Consider the following 25,720-nt stretch of genomic DNA (forward strand, 5'->3'; position numbering starts at 1 on the left):
ACGAAGAGGCGATGGGATACGCGGCTCCTGACAATGCGGAAATGGCGCGCGCGGCGTTGGGCAAAGGCAGGCCTGCGCTCGTGTGGCGCCGTGTCATTGCCGATTGCGATACGCCTGTCAGCGCTGCATTGCGCCTTATCGAACCCGGACGCGGGGATTTTCTTCTCGAATCTGTCGAGGGCGGCGAGGTGCGCGGGCGATACAGCCTGATCGGCCTAAACCCGGATCTCGTTTTTAGAGCGCAAGGAACACAGGCCGAGATTAACCGGCACTGGCGCACAGATCGCGGAGCATTTCAGCCATGCCCCCCTGACACCGGCCGAAATGCGCTCGATGAACTGCGTGATCTCGCAACCTCCTGCCGCATCGACGTCCCGGATGCCCTGCCCAAGGCGCTTGCCTGCCTTGTCGGGTATTTTGGGTATGAGACGATTGGTCTGGTTGAAACTCTTCCGCGTGCCGAGCCGAGCGAACTTGACCTGCCAGACATGCTATTCGTGCGACCTACCGTCCTACTGGTGTTCGACGGGTTGAGCGATGAACTCTTCTGCATCGCGCCGATCTGGGCGGATGAGACACAGCAAAATGATCCCGACAGCGCCATTGAGCGGGCTGGCGAGCGGATTGATGCGACACTTGCAGCGCTTGCCCAACCGCGAGATCGCTCGCAGGAAAACGTGCCCACCATCGATGAAGAGCCTGATCTCGCGCCTGTTATGGCCGAGGATGACTACAAGGCGATGGTAAAGCGCGCCAAGGACTACATCCTTGCAGGCGATATCTTTCAAGTGGTGCTCGCCCAGCGCTTCACCTGCCCGTTCGAACTGCCTCCGCTGGCGCTTTACCGCGCTTTGCGGCGGGTGAACCCTTCACCATTCCTATATTTCCTTGATCTGCCCGGATTTGCGATTGTCGGCTCCAGCCCTGAAATCCTGGTTCGGGTGCGCGATAACGAAGTGACCATCCGCCCGATTGCAGGGACACGGCCGCGCGGCAGCACTCCGCAGGAAGACGCTGCCAATGAAGAAAGCCTGCTCGCCGATCCCAAGGAGCTGGCTGAGCACCTGATGCTGCTTGATCTGGGGCGTAATGACACGGGCCGCGTGGCAGAGCGCGGAAGCGTCAAAGTCACGGGCAGCTTCACCATCGAACGCTACAGCCATGTCATGCACATCGTCAGCAATGTGGTGGGTCAGCTTGCGAAAGGGCGCGATGCGCTCGACGCGCTGTTCGCCGGATTTCCTGCTGGCACTGTCTCAGGCGCTCCGAAAATCCGTGCGTGCGAGATCATTGCGGAACTGGAACCGGAAACGCGCGGAGCTTATGCGGGCGGAGTGGGGTACTTCGCTCCGGATGGTTCAGTGGATTCGTGCATCGTCCTGCGCACGGCTGTCATCAAGGATGACGTAATGCACGTTCAGGCTGGCGCAGGCATCGTCGCCGACAGCGATCCCGATTACGAACTTGCCGAATGCCGCGCGAAAGCGGGCGCTTTGATTGCAGCAGCGCGCGAGGCAGTGCGCGTTTCCAACAATGTAGGATTTGGCCAATGATCCGCTCAGCATGGATTTTGATAACAGGCATTGCATTTTTGGCGCTGACAGCCTGCGAAGCAAAGCCTAAAGGTGAGCCGGTCGTGCGCACCTCTCTCGATGGTAGCGAGCCGGAGAGCGAAGCTGAAATCGTCGCCGCGAACGACGCGAACAGGTCCGAAACAAGCGAAGCGCCTGAAGCCGTCGCCTCAGCCTGTAAAAAAGCCGAATTTGAGGGCGCAGAGTTCACACACTGTGTCGCCGATCCGGCCAAGCATCGGATCACCACGGCCCTATCGCCGAATGGCGGCCAACCCTACGGATCGCTCTCTGCCTATGCGGCGACCGCTGACAGAACAAAGGTCGCCTTCGCCATGAATGGCGGCGCTTATGGCGATGATCTGCGTGCGATTGGGTATTTTGTCGAGAATGGCGAGCGCTTGAAACTGCTCAATCGCGAAGAAGGCAATGCAAACTTCTTTTTGAAGCCCAATGGTGTGTTCTACGGCACCGATGGCCAATGGCGGATGCGCACGGCCGATAGCTTCCTGCGCAATGTCTCTGACCGGCCAAAATTTGGCATGCAATCCGGCCCAATGCTCGTAATCGAGGGGCAGCTTCACCCTGAAATCCAACCTGACGGCCCATCTCAAGCCGTTCGCAATGGCGTTGGCCTTGGCGCGGATGGCAGCGCTCATTTTGTTATCTCTGAAGGTCCTGTAAGCTTCGGCAAAATTGCGCGCTTCTTTAAGGATCGACTGGGAACGCCCAACGCTTTGCTGCTCGATTCCAATGTATCGGCTCTTTGGGATCCTGCGACAGGCAGGCTCGATCGCAAGCGCGCTGGTCCTCTCTTGGTGGTGATGAAGAAATGACTGAGGAACGCCGCGCACTCTATCCCGAGATCGAACCGTATGAGACCGGCATGCTCGATGTCGGTGAAGGGCACTCGCTTTATATCGAGCGCGTTGGCACACCAGGCGCGAAGCCTGCTGTCTTCCTCCACGGCGGCCCCGGCGGCGGGATGGCGCCATCACACCGTCGTCAATGGGATCCTGCGCGTTATGACGTGGTGCTGTTTGACCAACGGGGCTGCGGCAAATCACTTCCCTTTGCCGAGATCGAGCACAACGATACCTGGCGCACCGTCGCCGACATGGAACGGCTTCGTATGCATTGCGGTTTCGAGAAATGGCAGGTGTTCGGTGGGAGCTGGGGTTCAACGCTGGCTCTCGCCTATGCACAGAAGCATCCGGAACGCGTGGCCGAATTAATCCTGCGCGGTGTGTTCCTCGCCCGGAAACGCGAAAAGACCTGGCTCTACAGCTATGGCGCGAGCGAGATCATGGCTGAACAATGGGACCAGTTCACCGGCCTCATCCCAGAAGAGGAACGCGGCGATCTAGTGAAGGCGTACTACGCCCGCCTGACCAGCGATGATGAGGCGACAAAGCTTGCTGCGGCCAAGGAATGGTCCCTGTGGGAAGGCCATGTTGCGACCTTGCTGCCCAACCCATCGCTGCTTGAAGACTTTGCCGATCCATCAAAAGCGGTGCCGTTTGCACGGATCTGTGCCCGGTACTTCCTTGAGGATTTCTTCCTCGAGGAAAGCCAATTGCTGAACGATGCGGGCGCGATTGCCGATATTCCGGGGATCATCGTGCAGGGCCGTCATGATATCTGCACCCCGCCCGGTGCTGCATGGGCGCTCAAGAAAGCATGGCCCAAAGGCGATTTGTGGATCGTTGATGATGCGGGCCATGCAGCAAGCGAACCCGGCATCGTCGATGGATTGCTGCGCGCGACCGATCATTTTGCGGGAGGCAGTGCATGACAACTTCTCCCGACATTCTCGTGATCGACAATTACGACAGCTTCACTTTCAACCTCGTCCACTACCTGATGGAATTGGGCGCAGAAGTTGAAGTTGTTCGCAATGACGCACTCACCGCAGCAGAAGCGATGGCGCGCGGAGCGAAAGGTTATTTGATCTCTCCCGGCCCCTGCACACCCAACGAAGCCGGGATCAGCCTTGATTTGGTGGCTGCCTGCGCAGAGGCGAAGGCCCCGCTTCTGGGCGTCTGCCTTGGCCACCAGGCTATCGGTCAGCATTTCGGCGGCAAAGTCGTGCGCGGCGGGTTGATGCACGGCAAAACCTCGCCCGTGACCCATGATGGGACCGGAGTGTTTGCCGATATCCCCTCGCCTTTCACGGCCACGCGTTATCACAGCCTCGAAGTGGTGGACTTTCCCGATAGCCTGATCGCGAACGCCCATGCGGAAACGCCCGGCGGCGATCACGCCAGCATTATGGGTTTTCGGCATGAAGAGCTTCCCATTCACGGCGTGCAATTTCACCCCGAAAGCATCGCAACCGAGCACGGCCACGCCCTGCTCGCCAATTTCCTGAAAATGTGCGGTGTCGATGCGCGCCTGCCTGAAAGTGAACCAGCATGAGCGCACTTCCCGATATCACCAAACCGCTCACGGAAACCGAAGCGGAAACCGCATTTGGCGCGCTGCTGGACGGGGCACCAAGCGAGGATGAGATCGAGAAATTCCTCATTGCGCTATCGGATCGCGGTGAGACCTCAAACGAAATCGCCGGTGCGGCGCGGGCATTGCGAGCGCGGCTGATCCCGATTGAAGCTCCGGATAATGCCATTGATGTGTGTGGCACGGGCGGCGATGGCCATCATACGCTGAATGTTTCGACCGCGGTAAGCCTGGTTGTCGCAGCATGCGGTGTGCCTGTTGCCAAGCACGGCAATCGCGCTGCATCTTCCAAAGCGGGCGCGGCCGACACTTTGGAAGCACTGGGCCTCGATATGGATGCGGCGGGCAAGACCGCTGAGAAGACGCTGGCGGAAATCGGTATCTGCTTCCTCTTTGCAAAGAACCACCATCCCGCGATGGGCCGCATTCAGCCAATTCGGCTCAAGATCGGCAAGCGAACCATCTTCAATCTGATGGGTCCGCTTTCCAATCCTGCGGGCGTGACTTCGCAGCTAATTGGCATAGCGCGCCCCGCCTATGTCCCGATTTACGCAGGCGCCATGGCAAAGCTGGGCACCGGCCGATCACTCATTGTATCGGGCGATGAAGGCCTCGATGAATTGAGCCTAGCCGGTGGAAGCGAAGCTGCATGGGTCAAGGGCAATTCCTTTGAGATGCGTCGCTTGCACCCATTTGTCGCGAACCTATCCCAAGCCCCCATTGAAGCCATTCGCGGAGGAGATGCGGCTCACAACGCAGCCGCATTGAAAGCGCTCCTCCAAGGCGCGCCCGATCCCTATCGCGACGCGGTGCTTTTCAACGCTGCGGGGGCCTTGATGGTTGCAGGCAAGGGCGAGGTCTGGCCCGACCTCGCTGCCATGGCAGCCGAAGCGCTGGACTCAGGGCGCGCGGCCCAATTGCTCGAAAACTGGATTGCAATGGCGCGTTGAACCTTGCAAGCGCGCCCTATAAGGGTGGGCGTGATGAATAAGCTCGAAGAAATCTGCGCCGCGAAACACGACGAAGTTGCAAGCCGCAAGGCATCGCGCACCAAAAGCGATCTCGAAAGCGCTGCTGCTGCCCAAGGCGCTCCTCGCGGGTTTGAGAGCGCGTTACGCAGCGCTAGCACTTCGGGATTTGGCCTGATTGCAGAAATCAAGAAAGCATCACCTTCCAAAGGTTTGATCCGAGCAGACTTTCGCCCCGCAGACCATGCGCGCGATTATGCGGCTGGTGGAGCCACCTGCCTTTCGGTGCTGACAGACGCGCCCTATTTTCAAGGGCATGAAGACTATTTGATAGAAGCGCGCGCGGCTTGCGATCTGCCCGTCTTGCGCAAGGACTTTATGGTCGATCCGTGGCAGTGCCTCGAAGCGCGAGCCATGGGCGCTGATGCCGTTCTGATCATCGTTGCTGCTCTTGACGATGGCCAGATGCAGGAAATCGAAGCGGCTGCGCGCGAGCACAAAATGGACGTTCTGGTTGAAGTGCATGACGAAACCGAGGTTGAGCGCGCCCTTGCATCGCTTCAATCGCGGCTGATCGGTGTAAATAATCGCGATTTGAAGACCTTCACTACCTCGCTTGAAACCACCGAGCGTCTGGTCAAACTGATGCCGGATGATGCGCTGGTGGTGGGCGAAAGCGGGATCAACACTAACGCTGATTTGCAGCGTCTGAGCAAGGCAGGCGTACGCACATTCCTTGTCGGCGAAAGCCTGATGCGCGCTGATGATGTGGCTGGTGCAACTCGCGATCTGCTCGGAGTGCATGCCCCGGCATGAGCGAGCTCACGCATCTGGGAGAAGACGGCGCAGCGCACATGGTCGATGTCGGCGGTAAAGCTGCAACTGAGCGCGTCGCAATCGCATCGGGCCTTATTACTATGTCAGCAGCGGCGATTGAAGCCATCAAGGCGGGCGATGCTCCCAAGGGCGATGTGCTCGGCACGGCGCGCATTGCGGGGATCATGGCTGCCAAGCGAACAGGCGATCTTATCCCACTGTGTCATCCGCTTGGTCTTGAGGCCGTTTCGATTGAATTTGCTTTCGAAGACAGCGCCATCCGCGCAACCGCTACCGCGTCGGTTACAGGCAAAACCGGTGTGGAAATGGAGGCCATGGTTGCAGTCTCCACTGCACTTCTCACCATTTACGACATGGCAAAGGCCATCGATAAAGGCATGGTGATTAGCGAGGTTCGCCTCATCGAAAAGCGCGGCGGGAAAAGCGGCACCTGGCACGCGGATACCGTGTGAGCACCATGCTCAACCTTGAGGAAGCGCAAGAACGGTTGCTGACATTGGTCAAGCCCGGTCCGATTGAATGGCTGGACACGGAGGCAGCGCTCGGTTTCTACCTAGCAGAAGATGCAAAGGCGCGCCGGACACAGCCTCCGGCAGATCTATCCGCGATGGATGGGTATGCGATTTGCGGTGAAGGACCATGGCAGCGTGTGGGCGAAAGCCGCGCTGGCGAGCCCTTTGATGGATACCTCGAGCATGGGCAATGCACTCGGATTTCCACCGGAGCGCATATGCCTCAGGGTTCCGACAGAGTGCTGATCCAGGAGAACGCGGCAATTTCCGGCGAAACCATCGCCTCGGCCGAAGGTGAAGAGCTGCCACCACCAGACCGGCATGTGCGCAAACGCGGATTTGACTTTGCGGAAGGCGACACGGTCCTGAGTGCGGGCACGAGACTGGGACCGGCGCCATTGGCACTCGCGATCTCGGCTGGCCATGGGACACTTCCCGTCCACAAAGCGCCAAATATCGCCATTCTCGACAGCGGAGATGAGCTGGCAAGCGATCCTGCCGCGTGCGGGCCCGATCAAATCCCGGCAAGCAACGGCGCAATGATCGAAGCCATGGTGCGCCCCTTGGGATGCACGCCGCACAGACTAGGGCCTGTTGCCGATGATTTGGAGGCTTTGGCCAAGGCTTTAGCCCGCGCAAACGATGTCGAGATTCTCATCACGACAGGCGGCGCGTCGGTTGGGGATCATGATCTTGTGCAACAAGCCTTGCGCGATTGGGGCGCTGAGATCGATTTCTGGAAAGTCGCGATCAAACCCGGAAAGCCCCTGATGGTCGCAACGCGAGATCGCGATTGGGGAACGCAAATCATTTTAGGCCTTCCCGGCAATCCCGTCTCAAGCTTCGTCACTGCGTTCCTGTTCGCGCTGCCCTTGATCCGTGCGGCGATGGGCGATCGCGATCCTCTGCCTAAAACGGAATCCAGAATTGCCAGCGCAACCTTGCCCGCAACTGGCCCTCGCCAGGAGTTTTTGCGGGGTATCTCAAGCGACAATGAGGTTGCTCCTGCATCCTCACAGGATTCCAGCGCTCTGCTCGCGCTTGCTCAGGCGAATTGCCTGATTAACCGGCCATCTGACAGCGCAGAAGCAGCGATTGGTGATGTGGTGCCTGTGTATAACCTCCGAAACGGCTGAATCGCACAGCTTTCATCCCTCCCACGCTGTTGACTTCATTTTCAAAGTTGCCTACTTGTTCCGCATTCGTTCACTGTTTCGGTGGATGAACAGCATTCCAACCGCACTCGCCTTTGGCGGCGTTGTGCCTCTTTGAATGCGACAGTTTTGGCACCGCGCGGCACCCCGTGATCGCGATAGACCCGGTGCGCTAAAGGGAGTTTGGCCGATGCTAACGGCAAAACAGCACGAATTGATCCGCTTCATTCAGGAGCGGCTTGAAGAGACCGGCATTTCACCAAGTTTCGAAGAGATGAAAGAGGCGCTCGATCTCAAGAGTAAATCGGGTGTCCACCGCCTGATTTCCGCTCTGGAAGAACGCGGCTTCATCCGCCGCCTGCCCAACAGGGCGCGCGCTCTGGAAGTGATCAAGCAGCCAGAAGATGCAACGCCTGCACCGCGAGCAGCCAATAGCGGCAGCGTCGTTGATTTGGAGGCGGCGCGCGCGGCTGCAGTGCCCAAGACGCAGGCAGAACCAGCGAATGACGACGTTATCAGCATTCCGCTGCACGGCCGGATCGCAGCTGGCGCACCGATTGAAGCACTTGAAGGGCAAAGCGCCCTGCCCGTCCCCGCAGCTCTGCTCGGGCCTGGAGAGCATTACGCACTCGAGGTTTCTGGCGATTCCATGGTCGAAGCGGGCATTTTCGATGGTGATTTCGCGCTTATCCGCCGCACGGACACGGCGCGAGACGGTGAGATCGTTGTGGCACTGGTCCACGGAGAGGAAGCGACGCTCAAATACCTTCACAAAGATCACGGCAATGTCCGGTTAGACCCAGCAAACTCCGCCTATGATCCGCAGGTCTATCCTGCTGGTGAAGTGCAGGTTCAGGGCAAACTTGCAGGGCTCCTCAGGCGCTATCACTGACCGGGCTGCAGGGTCCTCGAGGATTTTCCTCGATCGCTATTGCCCCTTTCATCTTTGGCCAACAGATGCGGGGCGGTTTTGACCATGGTGGTCATTTCCGCCCCGTTTTCGTTTAGGCGCCCGGTTTAATCCCAGCCCTTCCACCATCCGTGATCGCCTTGCCGCGATGCGACGCTGGCGATTGTCTCGGCCTCCAGATCGAGCGCTAACCCGCCACTCTTGGAGAGAAAACGCCGATCCGCTCTGAGCCATCTTGGCTGGCAGGAGCGCGGGAGGAAACGATCCGCCACCACAATATCAGCCCGGTCGCAGGCTGCCGCGAGCGCGCGCTCCTCAATGAGATTTCGATTGCGAGCAAGTAGAAGCGTCCAATCCCTGTCCCCGCGCTTGATATCAATGAGGCAGAACTCGGTCGAGCACTGGGCTCCTGGCCATTCACTCAACGGGATCGGATCACTCGTCACGCTCGCCAGTTCGAGCAGATTGTCGCGCGAGTAGGACGATCTGCTGTCTCTCAAGGATAGCAGACTGCGCGATCCATCCGGCTGAGTGACAGTGATCCCCACATGCCGCCCTTCTCGCCCAATAAGAACGTCGGGAATGGGTGTCGCAATCAGCAGAAAAGTAGCAAGACCAATCGGGGCAAGCGCAAGCAGCCTTGCGCGGCCAGACCATAAAGCGAGCCACAACCCGCCGGCGACGAACAGAGCAATGGTAAGACCGCTCATCTGCGGCATCAGTTTGACCGCACCCGGCTGTGCCGATGTGAAATGCGCAAGACCAAGCAAGCCCTCAAGCGACAGCTCTACCAGCCACCAAACCGGCGCGACAAGACCGAAAAGGTCCAGAGCAAGTCCAAGCGCAATCAGCGGCATCGCGATGAAAGTCACAAGCGGGATCGCGATCACATTGGCAAGCGCGCCATAAAGCCCTGCCCGGTGAAAGTGGAACATCACAATCGGCATCAGCGCAATTTCAATGACGAGGCCGGTTAGAAATAGCATGGCGGTGTTCCTGCCAAGGCGATGCCACCATTTCTCCTCACGCGGGGCCAAAAACGCTTTAACCGGCCTTGATGAATGAAGCGCCACGATTGCGAGAACCGCTGAAAAGCTCATCTGAAAGCTGGGCCCAATCACGCTCTCGGGCCAGAGCAGCATCACCACTATTGCAGCAGCTGCCACCATTCGCAGCGACAAGGCATCTCTTCCTAGCGCCAAAGCGCCGAGCACCAGCATTGCCGCGACGCAAGCGCGTACTGTGGGCACCTGCGCGCCGGTGAGCAGAGTGTAGCTGATGCCCGCAAAAGCCCCGGCGGCGGCCGCCAGAACGGGCAGGCGAACTCTCAAGGCGAGTGCCGGGAAAAGCGCCAGCAATTTGAGCACCACAAGATATGCGCCAGCAATAACCGCGCTCACATGGAGGCCGCTGATTGCGAGAAGGTGGGTTAGGCCCGCATCGCGCAAGGCCTCTTCGTCTGCTTGCGATATCGCGCCGCGATCTCCGCTGGCGAAGGCAGCTGCGATAGTCCCCGCGCCTCCATCGACATTGGCGCGCACGTGACCGGCAAGGCTGCGTTGAAGCACTGACAGGCCGCTGTTCGCAGGCGCAGGCTCGATAACTTCGATCTCGCCGATAAGGCTCCCTGTCGCAGTAAGTCCTTTGAACCAGGCCGCACGGGCGAAATCGTAGGCTCCGGGAAGCATGGGGCTTGCCGGAGGCATCAGGCGAACACGCATGCGCAATATCGCGCCCTAACCCAAGGCCTCCTCGCCTTCTTGCCCGTCAATCCGAGAAACCTCTTCAAACGGCACATTCACGCGGATCTTGCGGCTTTCACCGGTTGCAGCATCACGCACTGCCATGGTGAGCCGGATGCGATCATCGGCAGGCTGATCTTGCCGCTCCAGGACATAGCCTTGCACTCGCTCCACCGCCGGTCGTTCAATCGGCTCGGCCCCAACCATTTCAGAGCGCGCCCAGATGACCACAATCCCGGCCGCGAACACCAACCCAATCGTAATCGCAGCTGTTCGGCAGTGTTCACGCGTGTCATCGCCGCGCCAGGCCGCCATGGCCGCCAGACAGAGCAAAATGCCAAGCCCAATAGCGCTCGTCCATTGCCATGGGCTTGAAAGGCCAAACCAGGCGAAAATGCCGCAGGCAAAGCATACTGCGATCCAGGGCGCTCGATCAAAGCCGGCATTGGCCAGAAACTGCTCGATCCGATCAAAGGTGAGACCGGCAATACTGGACAAGGCCGCGCCCCTTTGCCAAGGGCGCGGAGCATTTTGGGCAGCTTCGTATGCGGCTGCGTTCGGGATCGATTTGTCAACAGCACCGCTGCTGCCAACATCATCTCCCATAGGAACAATCGGCGTATTGGCCATTGGCCCCAAGCCCCTCCTCGGGTTCGGCCAGTTTTTGATACGTGCAACTGAATAGGAAATACGCAGCTATGGCAAGCGGCATCGTCACTCGGTTCGCGCCCTCCCCCACCGGGTTTCTACACATCGGCGGGGCGAGGACGGCGCTTTTCAACTGGCTTTATGCCCGCCATCACGGCGGCAAGGCTCTGCTGCGGATTGAGGACACAGATGCCAAACGCTCCACTCAGGAAGCGATTGACGCGATCCTTGATGGGCTAGATTGGCTCGGCCTCGACTATGACGAAGAGCCGGTTTTCCAGTCAAAGCGCGCCGACAGGCACGCTGAAGTCGCTTATAAACTGCTCGAAGCTGGCCATGCGTACAAGTGTTTTGCAACGCCGGAAGAGCTCGAACAAATGCGAGCAGAGCAGCGCGCGAACAAGCAGCCAATGCGGTATGATGGGCGTTGGCGCGATCGCGATCCGGCTGAGGCACCCAATGGCGCGCCTTTCACAGTAAGGATCAAGACGCCAATCGAAGGCGAAGCGACTATTGCGGACGAAGTTCAGGGCTCGGTGTCTGTAAAGAATGCCGAGATTGACGATTACATCATTCTGCGCGCTGATGGGACGCCGACATACATGCTCGCAGTGGTCGTTGATGACCACGACATGGGTGTAACTCACGTCATTCGCGGCGATGACCATTTGAACAATGCGTTTCGTCAGCTCCCCATCTACCGGGCAATGGACGCGATTGAGGGTGGCTGGCCCGAGCCGACCTATGCCCACATACCGCTGATCCATGGGTCGGATGGGGCGAAGCTTTCGAAAAGGCACGGAGCGCTGGGCGTGGATGCCTATCGCGACGAATTCGGGATCTTGCCCGAGGCCTTGTTCAATTACCTGCTGCGGCTCGGTTGGGGCCACGGAGACAAAGAGGAAATCACGCGCGAAGAGGCAATCAAGCTCTTTACCCTGGCGGGCGTCGGTAAGAGCCCTTCGCGTTTTGACATCAAAAAGCTCGAAAACCTGAACGGGCACTACATCCGTGAGGCAGATGACGCGAGGCTCGCGCAACTTGTCGCTGATCGCATAGGCAATTCGTCGGATACCGCCCTCTTGGAGCGTGCCATGCCTGCGCTCAAAATGCGTGCGAAGAACCTCGATGAAATTGCTGATGGTGCAGGGTTTTTGTTTGCCGCAGCCCCCCTTTCCATGACTGAAAAAGCCGCCAAGATGCTCGATGATGAGGCGCGTGCACGTCTCAGCCAAGTTTACGCAAGATTGCGCAGCGAAAATGACTGGACAATCGAAGCTCTCGAAGCCAGTACGAAGGCCTTGGCGGATGAATTGGAATTGGGTCTCGGCAAGCTTGCGCAACCCATGCGCGCTGCTTTGACCGGAACGACAACTTCGCCTGGAATTTTCGACGTTCTGGTCCTCTTGGGACGGGATGAATCGCTGGCACGGCTTGACGCTGAGGCGTCTTGAGCGGCGCCTCCGGGCGGCAAAATATTGGACAGGAGACACGGTGTGGCAGACAAAATGGCGAAACTCGAACTGGGCGGACAGTCCCACGAATTTCCCGTACTCGAAGGCAGCACTGGGCCCGATGTGGTCGACATTCGCAAGCTGTACGGCGCAACCGGCGCTTTCACTTTCGATCCAGGCTACAAATCGACAGCCAGCTGCGAAAGCGCGCTGACATACATTGACGGCAATGAAGGCATTTTGTTGCACCGTGGCTATCCCATCGGGCAGCTTGCTGAGCATTCCAGCTTTATGGAAGTCAGCTATCTCTTGCTGAACGGTGAGTTGCCGAGCGCGGACGAGCTTGACGATTTCACATATACCATCACGCGGCACACCATGCTGCACGATCAACTGCGCCAATTCTATCAGGGTTTTCGCCGCGATGCTCACCCCATGGCGATTATGTGCGGTGTTGTGGGCGCTTTGTCTGCTTTCTATCACGACAGCACCGACATTTCGGATCCTGAACACCGCAAGATTTCATCGCACCGCCTGATCGCAAAAATGCCGACCATTGCTGCTATGGCCTACAAATATGCGGTTGGTCAGCCCTTCATGCAGCCAAAGAATGACTTGAGCTACACGGGCAATTTCCTGCGCATGACCTTTGGCGTTCCGGCAGAAGAATATGAAATCCACCCGGCCATCGAAAAGGCGATGGACCGCATCTTCATCCTACATGCTGATCACGAGCAGAACGCTTCGACATCGACGGTTCGTCTCGCCGGCTCTTCGGGTGCGAACCCGTTTGCGTGCATCGCTGCTGGTATCGCCTGCCTCTGGGGCCCTGCCCATGGCGGCGCGAATGAAGCTGCGCTCAACATGCTGAAAGAGATCGGTACGCCTGATCGTATCCCTCACTACATCGAGCGCGCGAAGGACAAGAACGATCCGTTCCGCCTGATGGGCTTTGGTCACCGCGTGTACAAAAACTACGATCCGCGCGCGACGGTGATGCAGAAGACGCTTCGCGAAGTGTTTGAAGCGCTCAAAACCACCGATCCGGTATTCGAAGTGGCCCTACAACTCGAAGAAATCGCGCTGAATGACGATTACTTCAAGGAGAAGAAGCTCTTCCCGAACGTCGATTTCTATTCCGGTATCATCCTGTCTTCGGTCGGCTTCCCAACCACGATGTTCACTGCGCTCTTCGCTCTTGCCCGCACCGTGGGCTGGGTTGCGCAGTGGAACGAGATGATTTCAGATCCAGGCCAGGTTATCGGTCGTCCGCGCCAGCTCTACACAGGGCCAACGCAGCGCGATTACGTGCCGGTTGCCAGCAGGTAACGCGATTGGGCGGCGCTCTTCAGCGCCGCCACATTCACAAAAACCGTCATTCGTATCGAGGTAATGTGAGGCGGAAGCGCGCGCCGTTTCCGCCCGCCTCGCTCGGATCGGCGAGGTCGAGTTTGCCCTTCATCGCATTGGCGAGCCTCTGCGAGATATAGAGGCCAAGGCCTGAGCCGCCATCACTGCTGCGGCCAAGTCTTTCAAATTTATCGAAGATTCGCTCAGCCTGTTCGGTGCTGATGCCCGGACCCTGATCCTCAACGATCAAGGCGACCGTGCCAGGTTCCGCCCCTTCCCCCACACCAATGGTGACGGTGCTCTGCTCAGGCGAATAGGCGATCGCATTGCCAATCAAATTGATCAGGATCTGAAGAACACGGCGGAATTCGGCTGTTGCCGGACAGCGTTCATCCTCGGGAGGCAAGTCGAGCTTGATGGCTTTTGCCTGTGCGCGCACACCAAGAATGCCCGCAGCTCTGCGGGCTGCATCGCCGAGGTCAACGCGCTCTTCAAGTGTGCTGAAATTAGCCGCTTCGACCACTTCAAGGTCGGCAAGATCATCAAGCATTCCCGAAAGGTGCTGACCTGCAGCCGCGATATTGCCAGCGTATTCGCTGTATTCGGCTCGCAAGGGTCCTGCGAGCTTGGCGCGGATTGATTCCGCGTTGGCGATGATGCTTGAAACGGGTTGACGCAGGACGGGCGCCAAGGTGCGGCCAATCATGCGCGTTTGGGCTTCGGCGAGCAGCGTGTCGCGGTCGTCATCTTCTGTCGGGATTAATGGCTCATCAGCCACCAGGAGCAGCTCAAATCCTCGCGGAGAAGCCGTACCCGGCCCAATCGGGATCAACCGCGCGCGCCATGTTCGCTCCGAACCCTCAAATGTACAGACAGCCCCATCAAGCAAACGCCAATGGAGAGGCTGCTGATGCGCCACCCCTCTCAAGGAAAGATAATACGTCCACAGCTGTCCGGGCTCATTGCGGACTTTCTCCGCCAGATCTTGGGTGTCTTCGGCATTCGCGTTCAGCAATTGGAGATACTGCCTGCTGTCCAAGCGCGCTGTTACTTCAGCAGATGCGCGGTCAATGGCGTCAATCCTTTCGCCCAGTTCCCGCGAGCTGAACTGAGGTTCGCTGCTTCTCTGCCAATTGTCGATCAGCAACTCGCATCCACCGCCATCTTCTTCATCAAGAGGGCGCACGCGGGCAAACCCGCTGACTTCTTCTTCGCCATCGAAGCACGAAAATTCTCGCGCAATGCGCAGTCCCATACTTCGACCCTGCTGCACCAGATCGAGCAATTCGGGGATCGCGAGGGTGCCCGGCAAAGAGCCTCCGCACCTCTCATGCAGGTCAGCCAAAGCTTCATCTGCAGTGAGGAGACGATCACGATCATCGGTCAGGCCGCGAGCGGCAAGAAGGGAACTGCGCTGGTCCATTGCGCGCTTCAGCCCCCTTTCCATGCTGCTGATTGGCCCAAAAGAGCGGCTGCCTGTTCTGGTGCAATCTCCCCCATTTGCCGCGGCAAACGTTCCACCGGCTCAAGCAGCAGGAATTGCCGCTCAATCGTCTGTTGATCGAGACCCGCCGCTCTCAACCCCAAAGCCAGACGAGCGGCCTGGCGTTCGTGACACGCGAGAATTGCGAGATCGCGCGGTTGCCGCGTCAGTGTTGCAAGAGCGGTCGCAAACAGCGCCAGCCCTGCATGATCAAGCTCCAATGCAGCGATAGCGCCCTTGCGCATGGTTCCCGTCAATCGAGTGAGCAATCCAAGGCGCGTCGATGCCTCGTCATATTCGGTGCGAAACTTGATCGTGGAGCTCTGCACGCCGCCCTGATCGACAATGCCTTTTGCCCCAGCCCACGTTTGCCAGCTTTCCAGCACCATGTGGAATAGCCTCGCCGGCAATTCTGTAACCGGCAATGCCATGCGACGCTGAGACTGGATAAAGCGCGATTGCGCTGCCATGGCGCTCATCGCAATATCCGCGGTATCGTCCTGATCGCTCGCAATCAATTCCTGGAGAAGCGGGCTGAGAACCGGATCTAGCGATGATCGATGCTCCAATCGATGGGCAAGATGACCCTCCATTGCGAGCGCATAATAGTGGCTGAGGACAGGACCGTTTCCGGCCAGTTCCTCGGCAAGGTTATCAATCGCTGCCTGCTCGGCTTCTGGGCCTGCGGATGATGCTGCGGCATTGGCGGCAGCAAACAATTGGCGCCCGCAATCGGTCAACATACCTCTGAGCCGCGCAATCACGTCCTCATTCACCAGCGCGTGCCCTGAACTTGCCAACATGTGCGACAGAACCGGCGCAACCCCGCTCAGCGCACGATCCCCGCGCGCCAATTCAGCGCGCAGCATCGTTTCGACATGCTTTCCAGCATTCGCCGTCGCAGTGGATGTCGCAGCGCGATCCATGATGGTCTTGCCCATTCCCTCGTCATTAAAGGGGTATAGTTAAGCCAGTGTTAGCCTATTTACCTGCCTGAGGCAGCAGCAATTCGGTAAGGGGTGAGCGCCTCGGAAGCGGCATCTCTTCTGGCTAGTCGTTCAATTCGGGACAAAGAGAACCGATTTATCCAGCGGATGGCGATGAAAACTGTTGAAGAACCGATTCAATATCGCGAATTGCGGTCGGCTCACCGGGCGCGCTAGTGAGAGCGTTTTCAGCCGCATCCAGCAATTCGTCAGAATGAAAGCTCGCCGCAAGGCCTTTCAAGCGCATCGCTGCAACGTGCCAATTTCCATCGCAACGTGATCGCTTCAGCAAATCCAATTGTTTTTCAGCGCTTTCCACGAATGCGAGACGCAATTCATGCATCAGAGCGGGATCATCTCCCGCCGCTGCTGCCAAAGTCGCATCCAAGGCTCCGTTCTCAAACGCCATGAAAGCCACACTATAAGAATAAGGGTTAATGGAGGGTTTATCCACAAACGTGATGTGGTATCAAAAAGGCATGTCAGAAGGTTCTCACATTCGGGCCGTGGGCCGCAGCACAAAGCATAACGCTTCAACTGATTCAGCTAACGAGACAGGGGAGCACGACACCGCCGATGAGCTGGAATTGTCATCCAGTGATGAAGTCGATGACGATGGTGATGTTCTTGATCTGACCGAAATGGATCAGGAACTTGAATTCCTTGAAGAGATCGAACCTCCACGAGCGGGATTTGGGTGGGTTTTGCCCAGCCTTGCGATTTTGACCATCATTGGATGGACCGGGCTTTATGGCTGGGCGATGCAATCGGACCTGCTCAACGCTGCCAGTGTCGCACCTGCGCAATGGGTCAACTGGATTATCGACTGGTCAGTGCCCGTATTGCTGGTGTGCGTGATATGGCTGCTTGCAATGCGCAATTCGCGCCGGGAAGCCGATCGATTTGCGATCACTGCATCCTTGTTGAGCCAGGAAAGCGCCCAGCTCGAAAACCGGCTCACGGTGGTGAATCGCGAATTGAGCCTGGCGCGGGAATTCCTCGCTTCGCAATCGCGCGATCTGGAATCACTGGGCCGGGTCGCAAGTGAGCGCATTTCAGAACACGCTGCGACCTTACAAGATCTTATCAAGAAGAACGACAAACAGGTTCAATCTATTGGGAAAGCCAGCGATACCGCGCTGATCAACATGTCCCAATTGCGCGACGATTTGCCAGTTATTGCGACGTCTGCACGCGATGTGTCCAACCAGATCGGCAATGCAGGCCGCACCGCCAAAGAGCAGGCCGAAGCTCTGGTCGGCGAATTCAAGAAGCTCGAGGAATCAGGCGCATCGACCGACAGCAAAATTGCCGACCTCAGCTCAAGAGTGAACGAGACTTTGGGCGAATTTGACAGCGAGATGTCGCGCCTCGAACAAACGGTCAGTGAGCGCTTCGATCTTTTGCAGAACAAGGCGGCTGAATACCGCAGCGAAGTCGATCAGACCGAGGCGCAGGCCTACGCGTCGCTTAGTGGCCGATTTGCCGGCCTTCAGGGCGAAACTGATACACTTCTCACCAAATTGCGCGATGCTGAGAAGCTTGCAGGCGAACGTCAGGAAGAGGCGATTGAAAACCTGCAGACTTCAATGACGGAATTGTTTGACCAGGTCGATGAGCTGGATCGCAACGCCATCGAAGCGGCAAAAACACGCCTCGACAGCCTCAAGCAGGAGGCCATCGCATTCGACGATCTCCTCACGCAGCGCGACATTCGCTTTATGGCGGAAATGAAAAGCCGTCAGGATCAGTTTGAGCAGCGCGAAACCCGTGGCAGCGAGATGATGGCAGCGCGACTTGCCGATCTTGATACGGCGATGATGAAACAGCGCGAAGCGCAGGCTGAAGAGACGCAGAAATTCTCTGAGCAAAGCGCGGCGCTGAGCGATCAGTTTGGCGAAATGGGCTCGCTCATCAAACAGATCGCCTCGCAGACCGATGTGACGCGTCGCAGCCTTGCAGAAGGTCTTGGTGATCTTGGTAAGCAATTGTCCGAAAAACGATTGTCGCTCGGCCAAACGGCTGAGGCGCTCAACGAACTCAACAAATCGGCGCTCAAACTGCTCGAAAACATCGAACTCGGCGTCCATCATACCCGTGAGGAACTGCCAGAAGCGATCAAGAACGCTTCTAGCGAACTGTCGGATGTCGAAAAACGCGCGGGCGAGGTCAAAGGCATCATGCTTTCGACCTCAGAACATGGTGAGGAGCTAAGCTCCTATCTCACCAACACGCACGGTGAGATCGAGAAGGCTGACGCTTCGATTGATGCACTGCAGAACCGCCTTTCTGAACATGCAGATGAGGCACTTGCCAAATTGCAAGGGCTGCGCGGTGGGCTCGCCCAAGTGGCAGATGAAAGCGAAGAGTTCGCCGGCACCACGCAAGAGCGGCTGCGTGAAGCCATCTTGTCGCTCGAAACTGCAACACGATCCACCTTCGGCACATTGGAGACCGAAACGAAAGAGAAGATCGAGGCGCTTGCCGAAGAGATCAGTTCAAAAGCGGCGGGCAAACTGTCGGAATCGCTTCAGGCAGAAAGCAACGCCGCGATTGCGCAGATGGAGGCCGCCGCTGCGCTCGCATCGGGCGCAGGCCGAGATGCGACTGCGCAATTGCGTGATCAATTGGCCAAAGTGAACGAGCTTACCGGCAATCTGGAACAACGCATCCGCCGCGCACGCGAACTTGCCGAAGAGCAAGTGAACAACGATTTCTCGCGGCGCATGGCGCTTATCACCGATAGCCTCAATTCGAGCTCCATCGATATTGCGTCGGCCCTATCCAGCGAAGTCTCCGACACCGAGTGGAATTCTTACCTGAAAGGTGATCGCGGTATCTTCACACGCCGCGCTGTTCGTTTGATCGACAACCCTCAGGCAAAGGAAATCGCGGAATTGTACCAGTCAGACGATGATTTCCATGCAAATGTGAACCGCTACATCCACGATTTCGAGGCTATGCTGCGGTCCATGCTTTCAACCCGAGATGGCAACGCCTTAGGCGTCACCGTGCTGGGATCGGATATGGGCAAGCTCTATGTGGCGCTGGCGCAGGGAATTGAGCGGCTTCGGACCTGATATCAGTCAGGTTTTGAGAGGTTTACAGGCGGCTCTGGAAAGAAATTCAGGTCGTCCGCCGTTACCCAGCCATATTCGAAATTGAGCACAAATATCGTCGTCAGGATCGTCGCGATTGCTGTTGCGCGAATTACGATCTTTCCGGGCCGAAAATTGACCGGCGCGCTATCCGCCTGACCGGGCACTTTGGCTTCGCCTGTCTCGTCAGCTGTGCGCACACCGAATGGCAGCATCACAAAGGCGCTCATCACCCAGATAAGGAAATAGATCGCGAGAATTGATGTCCACTGCATCGCGTATCAAGCCTGCGCGAGGCCGGGCATAAGCACGCGGACTTGTGGGTTTTTGCCCGACCACCGCCGCGCCGCCCTTCGCGCCGCCAAGCGCGCTGCTTCGTGCACTGCGACCGGATCTTGTGCATCCTTGCCCTTTAGCTTGCGCAAGGCTGCCAGAATGTCGCTTTGAGCTTCTGCGATGAAATCGGGCATATCCTCATCAAGCGGGAGGCCAAGACAATCTATCACCGGGGTTGATCCACGAACGAGCACGACTGTCATCACCCCTTCATGCGCAATCCGGCGGCGCATTGTGACCGCATCACCATCAGCAGGCGCAATAATGTCACCGTCGAGTACCAGGCGACCATTGCGGACCTGCGCTATGACAGAAGGCTTACCGGGAGCAAGCTTCACGACATCGCCATTGGACTGGACCACATTGTGCTCAATGCCATTGGCTTTCCCCACCCGCGCCTGCTCTTGCATGTGCCGCATTTCGCCGTGGACAGGAACAAGGACATCGGGACGCAGCCAGCCATAAAGCGCTTCGAGTTCCGGGCGCCCGGGATGGCCTGAGACGTGGATATAGCTTTGCCGGTCCGTCACCATAGTGATGCCGCGCCTGGCAAGTTCATTCTGCATCTTGCCAATCGAAATCTCATTGCCGGGGATCTGCCGCGAGGAAAACAGCACCACATCTCCGCGCGTAAGCTCAATCGGGTGATTGTCCTCTGCCATCCGCGCGAGCGCTGCACGTGGCTCCCCCTGACCGCCCGTTGCCAGGATCAAGACTTCGCCGCGCGGCAGGCGCATGGCGGTGTCAAAATCAATCGGATCGGGAAAATCGGTGAGATAGCCATTGTCTTGGCTGACTTCGAGAATTCGGTCGAGCGAGCGCCCGGCAATGCACACTTGCCGTCCGGTTTCGCGCGCAACTTCGCCCAAGGTCTGAAGCCGCGCGACGTTACTTGCAAAGGTGGTCACCACGACGCGTTTGCCCTCGTGTTGGGCTACCTCTTCCATCAGGCCGCGATGTACAGCCCCTTCAGAGCCCGACGGGTTGGGATTGAAGACGTTGGTGCTGTCGCACACGAGCGCCAGTACGCCTTCGTCGCCAAGCTCGGTCAATTCCTCTTCGGTGGTTGGCTCACCGATGATCGGCTCTTCATCGAGCTTCCAATCGCCAGTGTGGAAGACCCGGCCATAGGGCGTATCAATCAGCAGCGCGTTCCCCTCGGCAATCGAGTGTGCAAGCGGAATATAGGTTACGGTGAATGGCCCAAGCGCAATCTCACCGTGATCATCAGGGATGATGTTGAGCTCAACCTGTCCGGAAAGACCGGCTTCTTCGAGTTTGCGGGCTACCAGATCAGCGGTGAATGGCGTTGCGTAAAGCGGTACACCCAATTCGCCGGCAAAGTATGGAACTGCTCCGATGTGATCTTCGTGCGCGTGGGTGAGGACAATACCGAGAAGATCTTTGGTGCGCTCCTCGATGAATTCCAGATCGGCAAAGACAAGATCGACACCCGGATATTCGCCGCCCGAAAAAGTCATGCCCAGGTCGACCATCAACCACTTGCCATCGCAGCCGTAGAGGTTGACGTTCATGCCGATTTCGCCGGATCCGCCAAGGGCGAGAAACAGCAATTCGTTTTCGGGACTGTAATTCTTTTTCACGTGAGAAAGTACGCTCGGATTTTTGGTTTGGATTTAGGCGCTTGATTCTAAGAGTTTGCCTGCTCTGCAAGAATGGCCAGCCCTTGAATGGTGAGATCGGCATCAACGTGATCGAAGATGTCGGTCGCTTCATCAAACAATATGGCGAGCCCTCCCGTGGCTACAACCTTTGCCGGGCGTCCAATTTCCGATTTCATGCGCTCGACGATGCCCTCCATCATGGCGACATACCCCCAGAATACGCCAATAAGCATCTGATCTTCGGTGTTGCGGCCAATCACACTTTTGCTTTCCGGCGTGCGGATCGCGATGCGAGGAAGTTTGGCAGTTTTACCCACCAGAGCATCGAGCGAGAGGTTGATCCCCGGAGCAATGGAGCCGCCCTTATAGGCACCGTTGAAATCGATCGCTTCGAATTTGGTCGCCGTGCCGAAATCAATCGCGATGATGTCGCCGCCATATTTGTTGTGGGCAGCGAGGATATTGAGCGCGCGGTCCGCGCCCAGCGAACTCGGTTGATCGACGTCAATTTCGAATTGCCATGCCGCTTTGCCCTCGCCCGCCTTTAGCGGGGTGATGCCAAAGTATTTCTGAGAGAGCACTGTCAGGTTATGATCTGCCCTGGGAACAACCGAAGCGAAGATGATCTGTGTAATATCTTCGCGCGCGACGCCTTCGATTGAGAGCAATTGCAGGAGCCAAACTGCGTATTCATCACCCGTCCGCCGCGGATCGGTCGCGATGCGCCAGCGGGCCTTTACTTCGTGTCCTTCGAAAAGTGCGAAGACCACGTTGGTGTTTCCTACGTCAGCAGCCAGCAGCATGGGCTTTACTCCTCATCATGCCATTTCAGCGTGACATCGCCTGCGTGTACGGTCGTCTCGCGCGCGCCCAAGGGTTGTATCCGCAAAGCGCCGTGTTCGTCGATACCGCGATACCATGCATGGATCTGTTCGCCATCGGACCCAGTGATGCGCAGCCTGTCATCGAAGCGGTGGCTGCGAACCGTCCATTCGAGAAGTGTTTCGCTAAGGGGCTTCTCGCGCCAATCGCTCAAACGCTGAGCAAACTTTTGGGCGAGCCCATCGAGGACCGAATCCGGTCCATTGGCGAATTTGCCGTTGGCATAGGCGATTGAGATCGTTTTGCGATCGGGCAATTCAGGCGCGTAGCTGACATTGATACCGATCCCCACAATCACACTGTGTGCAGCCCGTTCAAGCAGTATCCCTGCGATCTTGTCTCCAAAGACCATGACATCATTAGGCCATTTGAGCAGCATGGGGGTGTCGTTCATCAGGCAAGGTCTGATCGCATCGAAAACCGCGAGGCCGGTGACCAACGAAAGCGTCGATGGAGAGGGATCGCCTTCGCGCAGATTAACGACAGTGCTGCAAAACAGATTGCCCTTTGGGCTTTCCCACTTGCGACCAAGTCGCCCTCGCCCTCCGGTTTGTCTTTCAGCGCGCAGCCAGTAGCCATCAGGGATGATTTCGCCCGCATTTAGCCGCTCCAAGAGATCGGCATTGGTTGAGCCGGTCTCCTCAACCACCTCAATGCACGGCGAATGGCTCAAATCGTGAAGAACAGCGAGCGCGCCGCTTTATCGGCGAGGTCTGTGAGCGATGGGGTGAGCAAGTAGCCAAGCGGCGAGATGATAAGCGCGGTCAGCGCGAGCAGAACCCAATGCGCCATGCCGCTCTTGCCCGTCACAAGCTCGGCCGGCTCATCAAAGAACATCACTTTGACGAATTTGATGTAGTAGAATGCGCCGATGACGCTCGCAGCGATGGCAATTGCGGCAAAGACCACCAAGCCTGCCTCAACCGTTGCCTGAAACACCACGAACTTGCTGTAAAAGCCGAGCAGCGGCGGGATACCGGCAAGGCTGAACATGAAGAGAAGCAGGCACCAGGCCAGCGCTGGCTGGGTCACTGCAAGGCCTTTGATGTCGCCGAATGTTTCGAACAAGTCGCCATCATCACCGCGCAGCATCAACAGCGCGGTAAAGCTGCCAAGGCTCATCGCGACATAGATGAAGAGGTAAATGAGCATCGCGCTTGCACCCGCCTGATCTGCTACTGCAAGGCCCAGGAGAATAAATCCGACATTATTGATCGAAGAATAGGCGAGCAGCCGCTTGAGATTTTCCTGCCCAATAGCGCCAAGCGCGCCGAATACGATGGAAGCGAGCGCTGCAAACATCACGATCTGCTGCCAGGCGAGAACCTGACCGCCAAACACATCGAATACCACGCGCGCCGTCAGCGCGACCGCAGCGACCTTCGGTGCGGTGGCAAAGAACGCGGTGACCGGAGTCGGCGCGCCCTCGTAAACGTCGGGTGTCCACATATGGAAGGGAACAGCTGCGATTTTGAACGCGAGGCCAGCCATCACGAAAATGAGACCGAAGAGCGGGCCGTATGCCAAGTCACCTTCGAGCCCAGCACGAACGGTCGCGAAATCAGTGCCCCCTGTGAAACCGTAAAGCAGGCTCATGCCGTAAAGAAGGATGCCCGATGCGAGCGCACCCAGCACAAAGTATTTGAGCCCTGCTTCTGCTGAGCGGTCATCCTTGCGGAGGATTGCTGCGAGCACGTACGCTGCGAGTGAATTCAATTCGAGGCCGAGATAGAGCGCCATGAAATCGCTGGCGGACACCATGATGCTCATGCCGACCGAGGCGAAGATGATCAGGATTGGGTATTCGGCCCGCATTCCGCGCTCTTCACCGGCAGCGGGGCTGGCGAAGAATGCCGGTGCAATGATAAGCGCGCCGATCGCTGCGAGATAGATCATAGCCTTGGCGAAAAGCGCAAAGCTATCCACGCGCAGCAGGCCGTTAAAGGCGAGTGTCTGCGGCCCGTCCGTCCCGAAATGCAAATCAGGGACGAGCGCAATTCCCGCACCGAACAATGCCGTTGCTGCAAGGATCGCGATGGGGCGCGATAGCTGATCGCCTCCCCATGCGGCCACGAGCAGGAGCAGCAGTCCGGCCCCCGTAAGAATAAGCTCCGGAATGATCAGGTCGAAAGAGTTTGCAAGGTCGAGCATCAGTGTGCGCCCTCCCCTTCATAGCCTTCGGGAGCGGCCACCGCGTTCGCTGCGCTCTCCTTGGGCGCTCCCACCACCAGTTGGCTATCGCTTTCAGGAGCGGCAAGGACGAGGCGTGCGTCCAGCGCTTTGATGTCTTCGCGCATGGGAGCAAGGAAGCTTTCGGGGTAAACACCCATCCACATCACCACGGCAGCAATTGGCGCCATCATCGCCCATTCGCGCGCCGTAATGTCACCCATCGCAGCAGCGTCTTCGTTCTTCTGTGCGCCAAAGGCGACGCGGCGATAGAGATAGAGCATATAGGCCGCGCCAAGGATAATTCCCGTCGTGCAAACCAGCGCAACCCAGGTCGAGACTTGGTAGATACCTGCCAGCGACAGGAATTCGCCGACAAAACCGCTCGTGCCCGGAAGGCCGATGCTTGCCATGGTGAACAGTAGGAAGAACACCGCGTAATACGGCATGTTGATTGAGAGCCCGCCATACCGATCAATCTCACGTGTATGGAGACGATCGTAGATCACGCCAACGCATAGGAAGAGCGCGCCCGAGACAAGACCGTGGCTCAGCATGATAATGATTGCACCTTCAAGACCCTGCACGTTGAAGGCGAACAGGCCGACCGTCACAATCGCCATGTGAGCGACGCTAGAATAGGCGATCAGTTTCTTCATGTCCGCCTGCACCAGAGCGACGAGCGAGGTGTAGACCACCGCCACCATCGACAGCGCGAAAACGAGCCAAGCAAACTCAGCGCTTGCGACCGGGAACATGGGTAGGCTGAAACGGATAAAGCCGTATCCGCCAAGCTTCAGCAAAACGCCGGCAAGGATTACTGAACCCGCCGTGGGTGCCTGAACGTGAGCATCGGGTAGCCAGGTGTGGAATGGCCACATCGGTACCTTCACCGCAAAGCTCGCAAAGAATGCCAGCCACAGCCACGTCTGAGCGCCTACGGGGAAATTGTACTGCATCAGCGTTGGGATGTCCGATGTGCCAGCGGTTGCCACCATCCAGAACATAGCGACAAGCATGAGCACCGAGCCGAGCAACGTATAGAGAAAGAATTTGTAGCTCGCGTAGATGCGGTTATCGCCACCCCACACCCCGATAATCAGATACATCGGGATTAGGCCTGCCTCGAACATGATGTAGAACAGGAAGATATCCTGGGCTGCAAAAGTGCCGATCATCAGCACTTCCATGAACAGGAACGCCGCCATGTATTCGCCAACGCGTTTCTGGATCGCTTCCCAGCTTGCAAGGATACAGATCGGCATCAGGAAAACGCTGAGCATGATCAGCATCAGCGCTATGCCGTCTATGCCGAGCGCGTAATTGAACCCGGCAACGAGTTCATATCGCTCCGTAAATTGCCATTGCGCACCGTCATTGTCGAAATTAATCCACAGCAACACGCCGAGAGCGAACGTGGCTAGTGTCGACAGCAAAGCAATCAGGCGAGAGCCCTCGCCCGCAAACAGGCACGCAATCGCGCCTGCCAGCGGCACAAGCATCATCACAGTGAGGATGGGAAAGTCCATTGCTCTTAA

23 protein-coding genes are annotated in these 25,720 nt (G+C 57.7%); 12 read left to right on the top strand and 11 right to left on the bottom strand.

All coding sequences use genetic code 11. The annotated features are described in order from the left end of the window. Nucleotides 1-11: 11 nt before the first annotated feature. The 9 genes from trpE to lexA all read left to right on the top strand — a co-directional run bounded on the left by trpE (nt 12) and on the right by lexA (nt 8,391). Complete coding sequence (gene trpE, locus AUC45_RS02510; RefSeq protein ID WP_082700923.1) at nt 12-1,553, top strand: anthranilate synthase component I; 1,542 nt, start codon at nt 12-14, stop codon at nt 1,551-1,553. Beyond that, nucleotides 1,550-2,407: a phosphodiester glycosidase family protein gene (locus tag AUC45_RS02515; protein WP_067597661.1), complete on the top strand. Its 858-nt coding sequence runs from the start codon at nt 1,550-1,552 to the stop codon at nt 2,405-2,407. Before trpE ends, AUC45_RS02515 begins: the two co-directional genes overlap by 4 nt. After that, on the top strand, nt 2,404-3,366 hold the full coding sequence (gene pip / locus AUC45_RS02520) for a prolyl aminopeptidase (RefSeq protein WP_067597664.1): 963 nt from the start codon (nt 2,404-2,406) through the stop codon (nt 3,364-3,366). Before AUC45_RS02515 ends, pip begins: the two co-directional genes overlap by 4 nt. After that, nucleotides 3,363-3,989: an aminodeoxychorismate/anthranilate synthase component II gene (locus AUC45_RS02525; protein ID WP_067597667.1), complete on the top strand. Its 627-nt coding sequence runs from the start codon at nt 3,363-3,365 to the stop codon at nt 3,987-3,989. The genes pip and AUC45_RS02525 overlap by 4 nt, the downstream gene beginning before the upstream one ends. After that, a complete protein-coding gene (gene trpD, locus AUC45_RS02530; RefSeq protein WP_067597671.1) occupies nt 3,986-4,978 on the top strand; it encodes an anthranilate phosphoribosyltransferase in 993 nt (330 codons plus the stop codon). Before AUC45_RS02525 ends, trpD begins: the two co-directional genes overlap by 4 nt. Nucleotides 4,979-5,011: 33 nt before the next feature. Next, nucleotides 5,012-5,812, top strand: coding sequence for an indole-3-glycerol phosphate synthase TrpC (gene trpC, locus AUC45_RS02535; RefSeq protein ID WP_197409489.1), 801 nt, complete (start codon nt 5,012-5,014; stop codon nt 5,810-5,812). Then, nucleotides 5,809-6,285: a cyclic pyranopterin monophosphate synthase MoaC gene (gene moaC, locus AUC45_RS02540; protein WP_067597674.1), complete on the top strand. Its 477-nt coding sequence runs from the start codon at nt 5,809-5,811 to the stop codon at nt 6,283-6,285. Before trpC ends, moaC begins: the two co-directional genes overlap by 4 nt. A gap of 5 nt (nt 6,286-6,290) precedes the next feature. Continuing rightward, nucleotides 6,291-7,481, top strand: a complete 1,191-nt coding sequence (locus tag AUC45_RS02545) for a molybdopterin molybdotransferase MoeA (protein WP_067597677.1) — start codon at nt 6,291-6,293, stop codon at nt 7,479-7,481. A gap of 208 nt (nt 7,482-7,689) precedes the next feature. Next, nucleotides 7,690-8,391: a transcriptional repressor LexA gene (lexA, locus tag AUC45_RS02550; protein ID WP_067597680.1), complete on the top strand. Its 702-nt coding sequence runs from the start codon at nt 7,690-7,692 to the stop codon at nt 8,389-8,391. A gap of 125 nt (nt 8,392-8,516) precedes the next feature. On the opposite strand, the gene AUC45_RS02555 is transcribed toward lexA, so the two are convergent. Further along, nucleotides 8,517-10,130 carry a ComEC/Rec2 family competence protein gene (locus AUC45_RS02555; protein ID WP_233998504.1) on the bottom strand — a complete coding sequence of 538 codons (1,614 nt, stop codon included), beginning with the start codon at nt 10,128-10,130 and terminating at the stop codon, nt 8,517-8,519. A gap of 15 nt (nt 10,131-10,145) precedes the next feature. Beyond that, nucleotides 10,146-10,781 (bottom strand): DUF4131 domain-containing protein, encoded by a 636-nt coding sequence (locus AUC45_RS15940; RefSeq protein WP_233998505.1) that lies wholly within the window; start codon nt 10,779-10,781, stop codon nt 10,146-10,148. Between the two features lie 68 nt (nt 10,782-10,849). Here AUC45_RS15940 and gltX point away from each other — a divergent pair, with 68 nt between their 5' ends. Then, nucleotides 10,850-12,253: a glutamate--tRNA ligase gene (gene gltX, locus AUC45_RS02560; protein WP_067597683.1), complete on the top strand. Its 1,404-nt coding sequence runs from the start codon at nt 10,850-10,852 to the stop codon at nt 12,251-12,253. A 42-nt stretch (nt 12,254-12,295) separates the two neighbouring features. After that, nucleotides 12,296-13,582, top strand: coding sequence for a citrate synthase (locus AUC45_RS02565; protein WP_197409490.1), 1,287 nt, complete (start codon nt 12,296-12,298; stop codon nt 13,580-13,582). Between the two features lie 46 nt (nt 13,583-13,628). On the opposite strand, the gene AUC45_RS02570 is transcribed toward AUC45_RS02565, so the two are convergent. The 3 genes from AUC45_RS02570 to AUC45_RS02580 all read right to left on the bottom strand — a co-directional run bounded on the left by AUC45_RS02570 (nt 13,629) and on the right by AUC45_RS02580 (nt 16,481). Then, nucleotides 13,629-15,026, bottom strand: coding sequence for a sensor histidine kinase KdpD (locus AUC45_RS02570; RefSeq protein ID WP_067598961.1), 1,398 nt, complete (start codon nt 15,024-15,026; stop codon nt 13,629-13,631). Between the two features lie 8 nt (nt 15,027-15,034). Further along, on the bottom strand, nt 15,035-16,027 hold the full coding sequence (locus AUC45_RS02575; RefSeq protein WP_067597688.1) for a hypothetical protein: 993 nt from the start codon (nt 16,025-16,027) through the stop codon (nt 15,035-15,037). A 142-nt stretch (nt 16,028-16,169) separates the two neighbouring features. Then, nucleotides 16,170-16,481, bottom strand: a complete 312-nt coding sequence (locus AUC45_RS02580; protein WP_067597691.1) for a hypothetical protein — start codon at nt 16,479-16,481, stop codon at nt 16,170-16,172. Nucleotides 16,482-16,509: 28 nt separating this feature from the next. Here AUC45_RS02580 and AUC45_RS02585 point away from each other — a divergent pair, with 28 nt between their 5' ends. Further along, nucleotides 16,510-19,152, top strand: a complete 2,643-nt coding sequence (locus AUC45_RS02585) for an ATPase (protein ID WP_233998506.1) — start codon at nt 16,510-16,512, stop codon at nt 19,150-19,152. 2 nt (nt 19,153-19,154) lie between these two features. On the opposite strand, the gene AUC45_RS02590 is transcribed toward AUC45_RS02585, so the two are convergent. Genes AUC45_RS02590 through AUC45_RS02615 form a run of 6 tightly spaced genes read right to left on the bottom strand, consistent with a single transcriptional unit; the run spans nt 19,155 to nt 25,711 of the window. Beyond that, a complete protein-coding gene (locus AUC45_RS02590; RefSeq protein ID WP_067597694.1) occupies nt 19,155-19,445 on the bottom strand; it encodes a DUF1467 family protein in 291 nt (96 codons plus the stop codon). Between the two features lie 6 nt (nt 19,446-19,451). After that, nucleotides 19,452-21,110: a ribonuclease J gene (locus AUC45_RS02595; RefSeq protein WP_197409491.1), complete on the bottom strand. Its 1,659-nt coding sequence runs from the start codon at nt 21,108-21,110 to the stop codon at nt 19,452-19,454. 47 nt (nt 21,111-21,157) lie between these two features. Beyond that, nucleotides 21,158-21,934: a type III pantothenate kinase gene (locus tag AUC45_RS02600; RefSeq protein ID WP_067597697.1), complete on the bottom strand. Its 777-nt coding sequence runs from the start codon at nt 21,932-21,934 to the stop codon at nt 21,158-21,160. A gap of 5 nt (nt 21,935-21,939) precedes the next feature. Then, nucleotides 21,940-22,686, bottom strand: a complete 747-nt coding sequence (locus AUC45_RS02605) for a biotin--[acetyl-CoA-carboxylase] ligase (protein ID WP_082700924.1) — start codon at nt 22,684-22,686, stop codon at nt 21,940-21,942. Continuing rightward, the gene (nuoN, locus tag AUC45_RS02610; RefSeq protein ID WP_067597704.1) at nt 22,683-24,164 is read right to left on the bottom strand and encodes an NADH-quinone oxidoreductase subunit NuoN; all 1,482 of its coding nucleotides are present in this window, start codon (nt 24,162-24,164) and stop codon (nt 22,683-22,685) included. The genes AUC45_RS02605 and nuoN overlap by 4 nt, the downstream gene beginning before the upstream one ends. Continuing rightward, a complete protein-coding gene (locus AUC45_RS02615) occupies nt 24,164-25,711 on the bottom strand; it encodes an NADH-quinone oxidoreductase subunit M (RefSeq protein ID WP_067597707.1) in 1,548 nt (515 codons plus the stop codon). Before AUC45_RS02615 ends, nuoN begins: the two co-directional genes overlap by 1 nt. Between the last annotated feature and the right edge of the window lie 9 nt (nt 25,712-25,720).

It is taken from the genome of Erythrobacter sp. YT30 (genome assembly GCF_001542875.1).
GTDB lineage: Bacteria > Pseudomonadota > Alphaproteobacteria > Sphingomonadales > Sphingomonadaceae > Erythrobacter.

What these genes read in the sequence shown, in the direction of transcription:
- AUC45_RS02515 (WP_067597661.1), top strand. Translation starts at nt 1,550, where the DNA reads ATGATCCGCTCAGCATGGATTTTGATAACAGGCATTGCATTTTTGGCG.
- AUC45_RS02555 (WP_233998504.1), bottom strand. Translation starts at nt 10,130, where the DNA reads ATGCGTGTTCGCCTGATGCCTCCGGCAAGCCCCATGCTTCCCGGAGCC.
- AUC45_RS02525 (WP_067597667.1), top strand. Translation starts at nt 3,363, where the DNA reads ATGACAACTTCTCCCGACATTCTCGTGATCGACAATTACGACAGCTTC.
- gltX (WP_067597683.1), top strand. Translation starts at nt 10,850, where the DNA reads ATGGCAAGCGGCATCGTCACTCGGTTCGCGCCCTCCCCCACCGGGTTT.
- AUC45_RS02570 (WP_067598961.1), bottom strand. Translation starts at nt 15,026, where the DNA reads ATGGACCAGCGCAGTTCCCTTCTTGCCGCTCGCGGCCTGACCGATGAT.
- AUC45_RS02545 (WP_067597677.1), top strand. Translation starts at nt 6,291, where the DNA reads ATGCTCAACCTTGAGGAAGCGCAAGAACGGTTGCTGACATTGGTCAAG.
- AUC45_RS02585 (WP_233998506.1), top strand. Translation starts at nt 16,510, where the DNA reads ATGGAGGGTTTATCCACAAACGTGATGTGGTATCAAAAAGGCATGTCA.
- trpD (WP_067597671.1), top strand. Translation starts at nt 3,986, where the DNA reads ATGAGCGCACTTCCCGATATCACCAAACCGCTCACGGAAACCGAAGCG.
- nuoN (WP_067597704.1), bottom strand. Translation starts at nt 24,164, where the DNA reads ATGCTCGACCTTGCAAACTCTTTCGACCTGATCATTCCGGAGCTTATT.
- AUC45_RS15940 (WP_233998505.1), bottom strand. Translation starts at nt 10,781, where the DNA reads ATGGCCAATACGCCGATTGTTCCTATGGGAGATGATGTTGGCAGCAGC.
- AUC45_RS02580 (WP_067597691.1), bottom strand. Translation starts at nt 16,481, where the DNA reads ATGGCGTTTGAGAACGGAGCCTTGGATGCGACTTTGGCAGCAGCGGCG.
- trpE (WP_082700923.1), top strand. Translation starts at nt 12, where the DNA reads ATGGGATACGCGGCTCCTGACAATGCGGAAATGGCGCGCGCGGCGTTG.
- AUC45_RS02600 (WP_067597697.1), bottom strand. Translation starts at nt 21,934, where the DNA reads ATGCTGCTGGCTGCTGACGTAGGAAACACCAACGTGGTCTTCGCACTT.
- AUC45_RS02590 (WP_067597694.1), bottom strand. Translation starts at nt 19,445, where the DNA reads ATGCAGTGGACATCAATTCTCGCGATCTATTTCCTTATCTGGGTGATG.
- pip (WP_067597664.1), top strand. Translation starts at nt 2,404, where the DNA reads ATGACTGAGGAACGCCGCGCACTCTATCCCGAGATCGAACCGTATGAG.
- lexA (WP_067597680.1), top strand. Translation starts at nt 7,690, where the DNA reads ATGCTAACGGCAAAACAGCACGAATTGATCCGCTTCATTCAGGAGCGG.
- AUC45_RS02575 (WP_067597688.1), bottom strand. Translation starts at nt 16,027, where the DNA reads ATGGGCAAGACCATCATGGATCGCGCTGCGACATCCACTGCGACGGCG.
- AUC45_RS02615 (WP_067597707.1), bottom strand. Translation starts at nt 25,711, where the DNA reads ATGGACTTTCCCATCCTCACTGTGATGATGCTTGTGCCGCTGGCAGGC.
- moaC (WP_067597674.1), top strand. Translation starts at nt 5,809, where the DNA reads ATGAGCGAGCTCACGCATCTGGGAGAAGACGGCGCAGCGCACATGGTC.
- trpC (WP_197409489.1), top strand. Translation starts at nt 5,012, where the DNA reads ATGAATAAGCTCGAAGAAATCTGCGCCGCGAAACACGACGAAGTTGCA.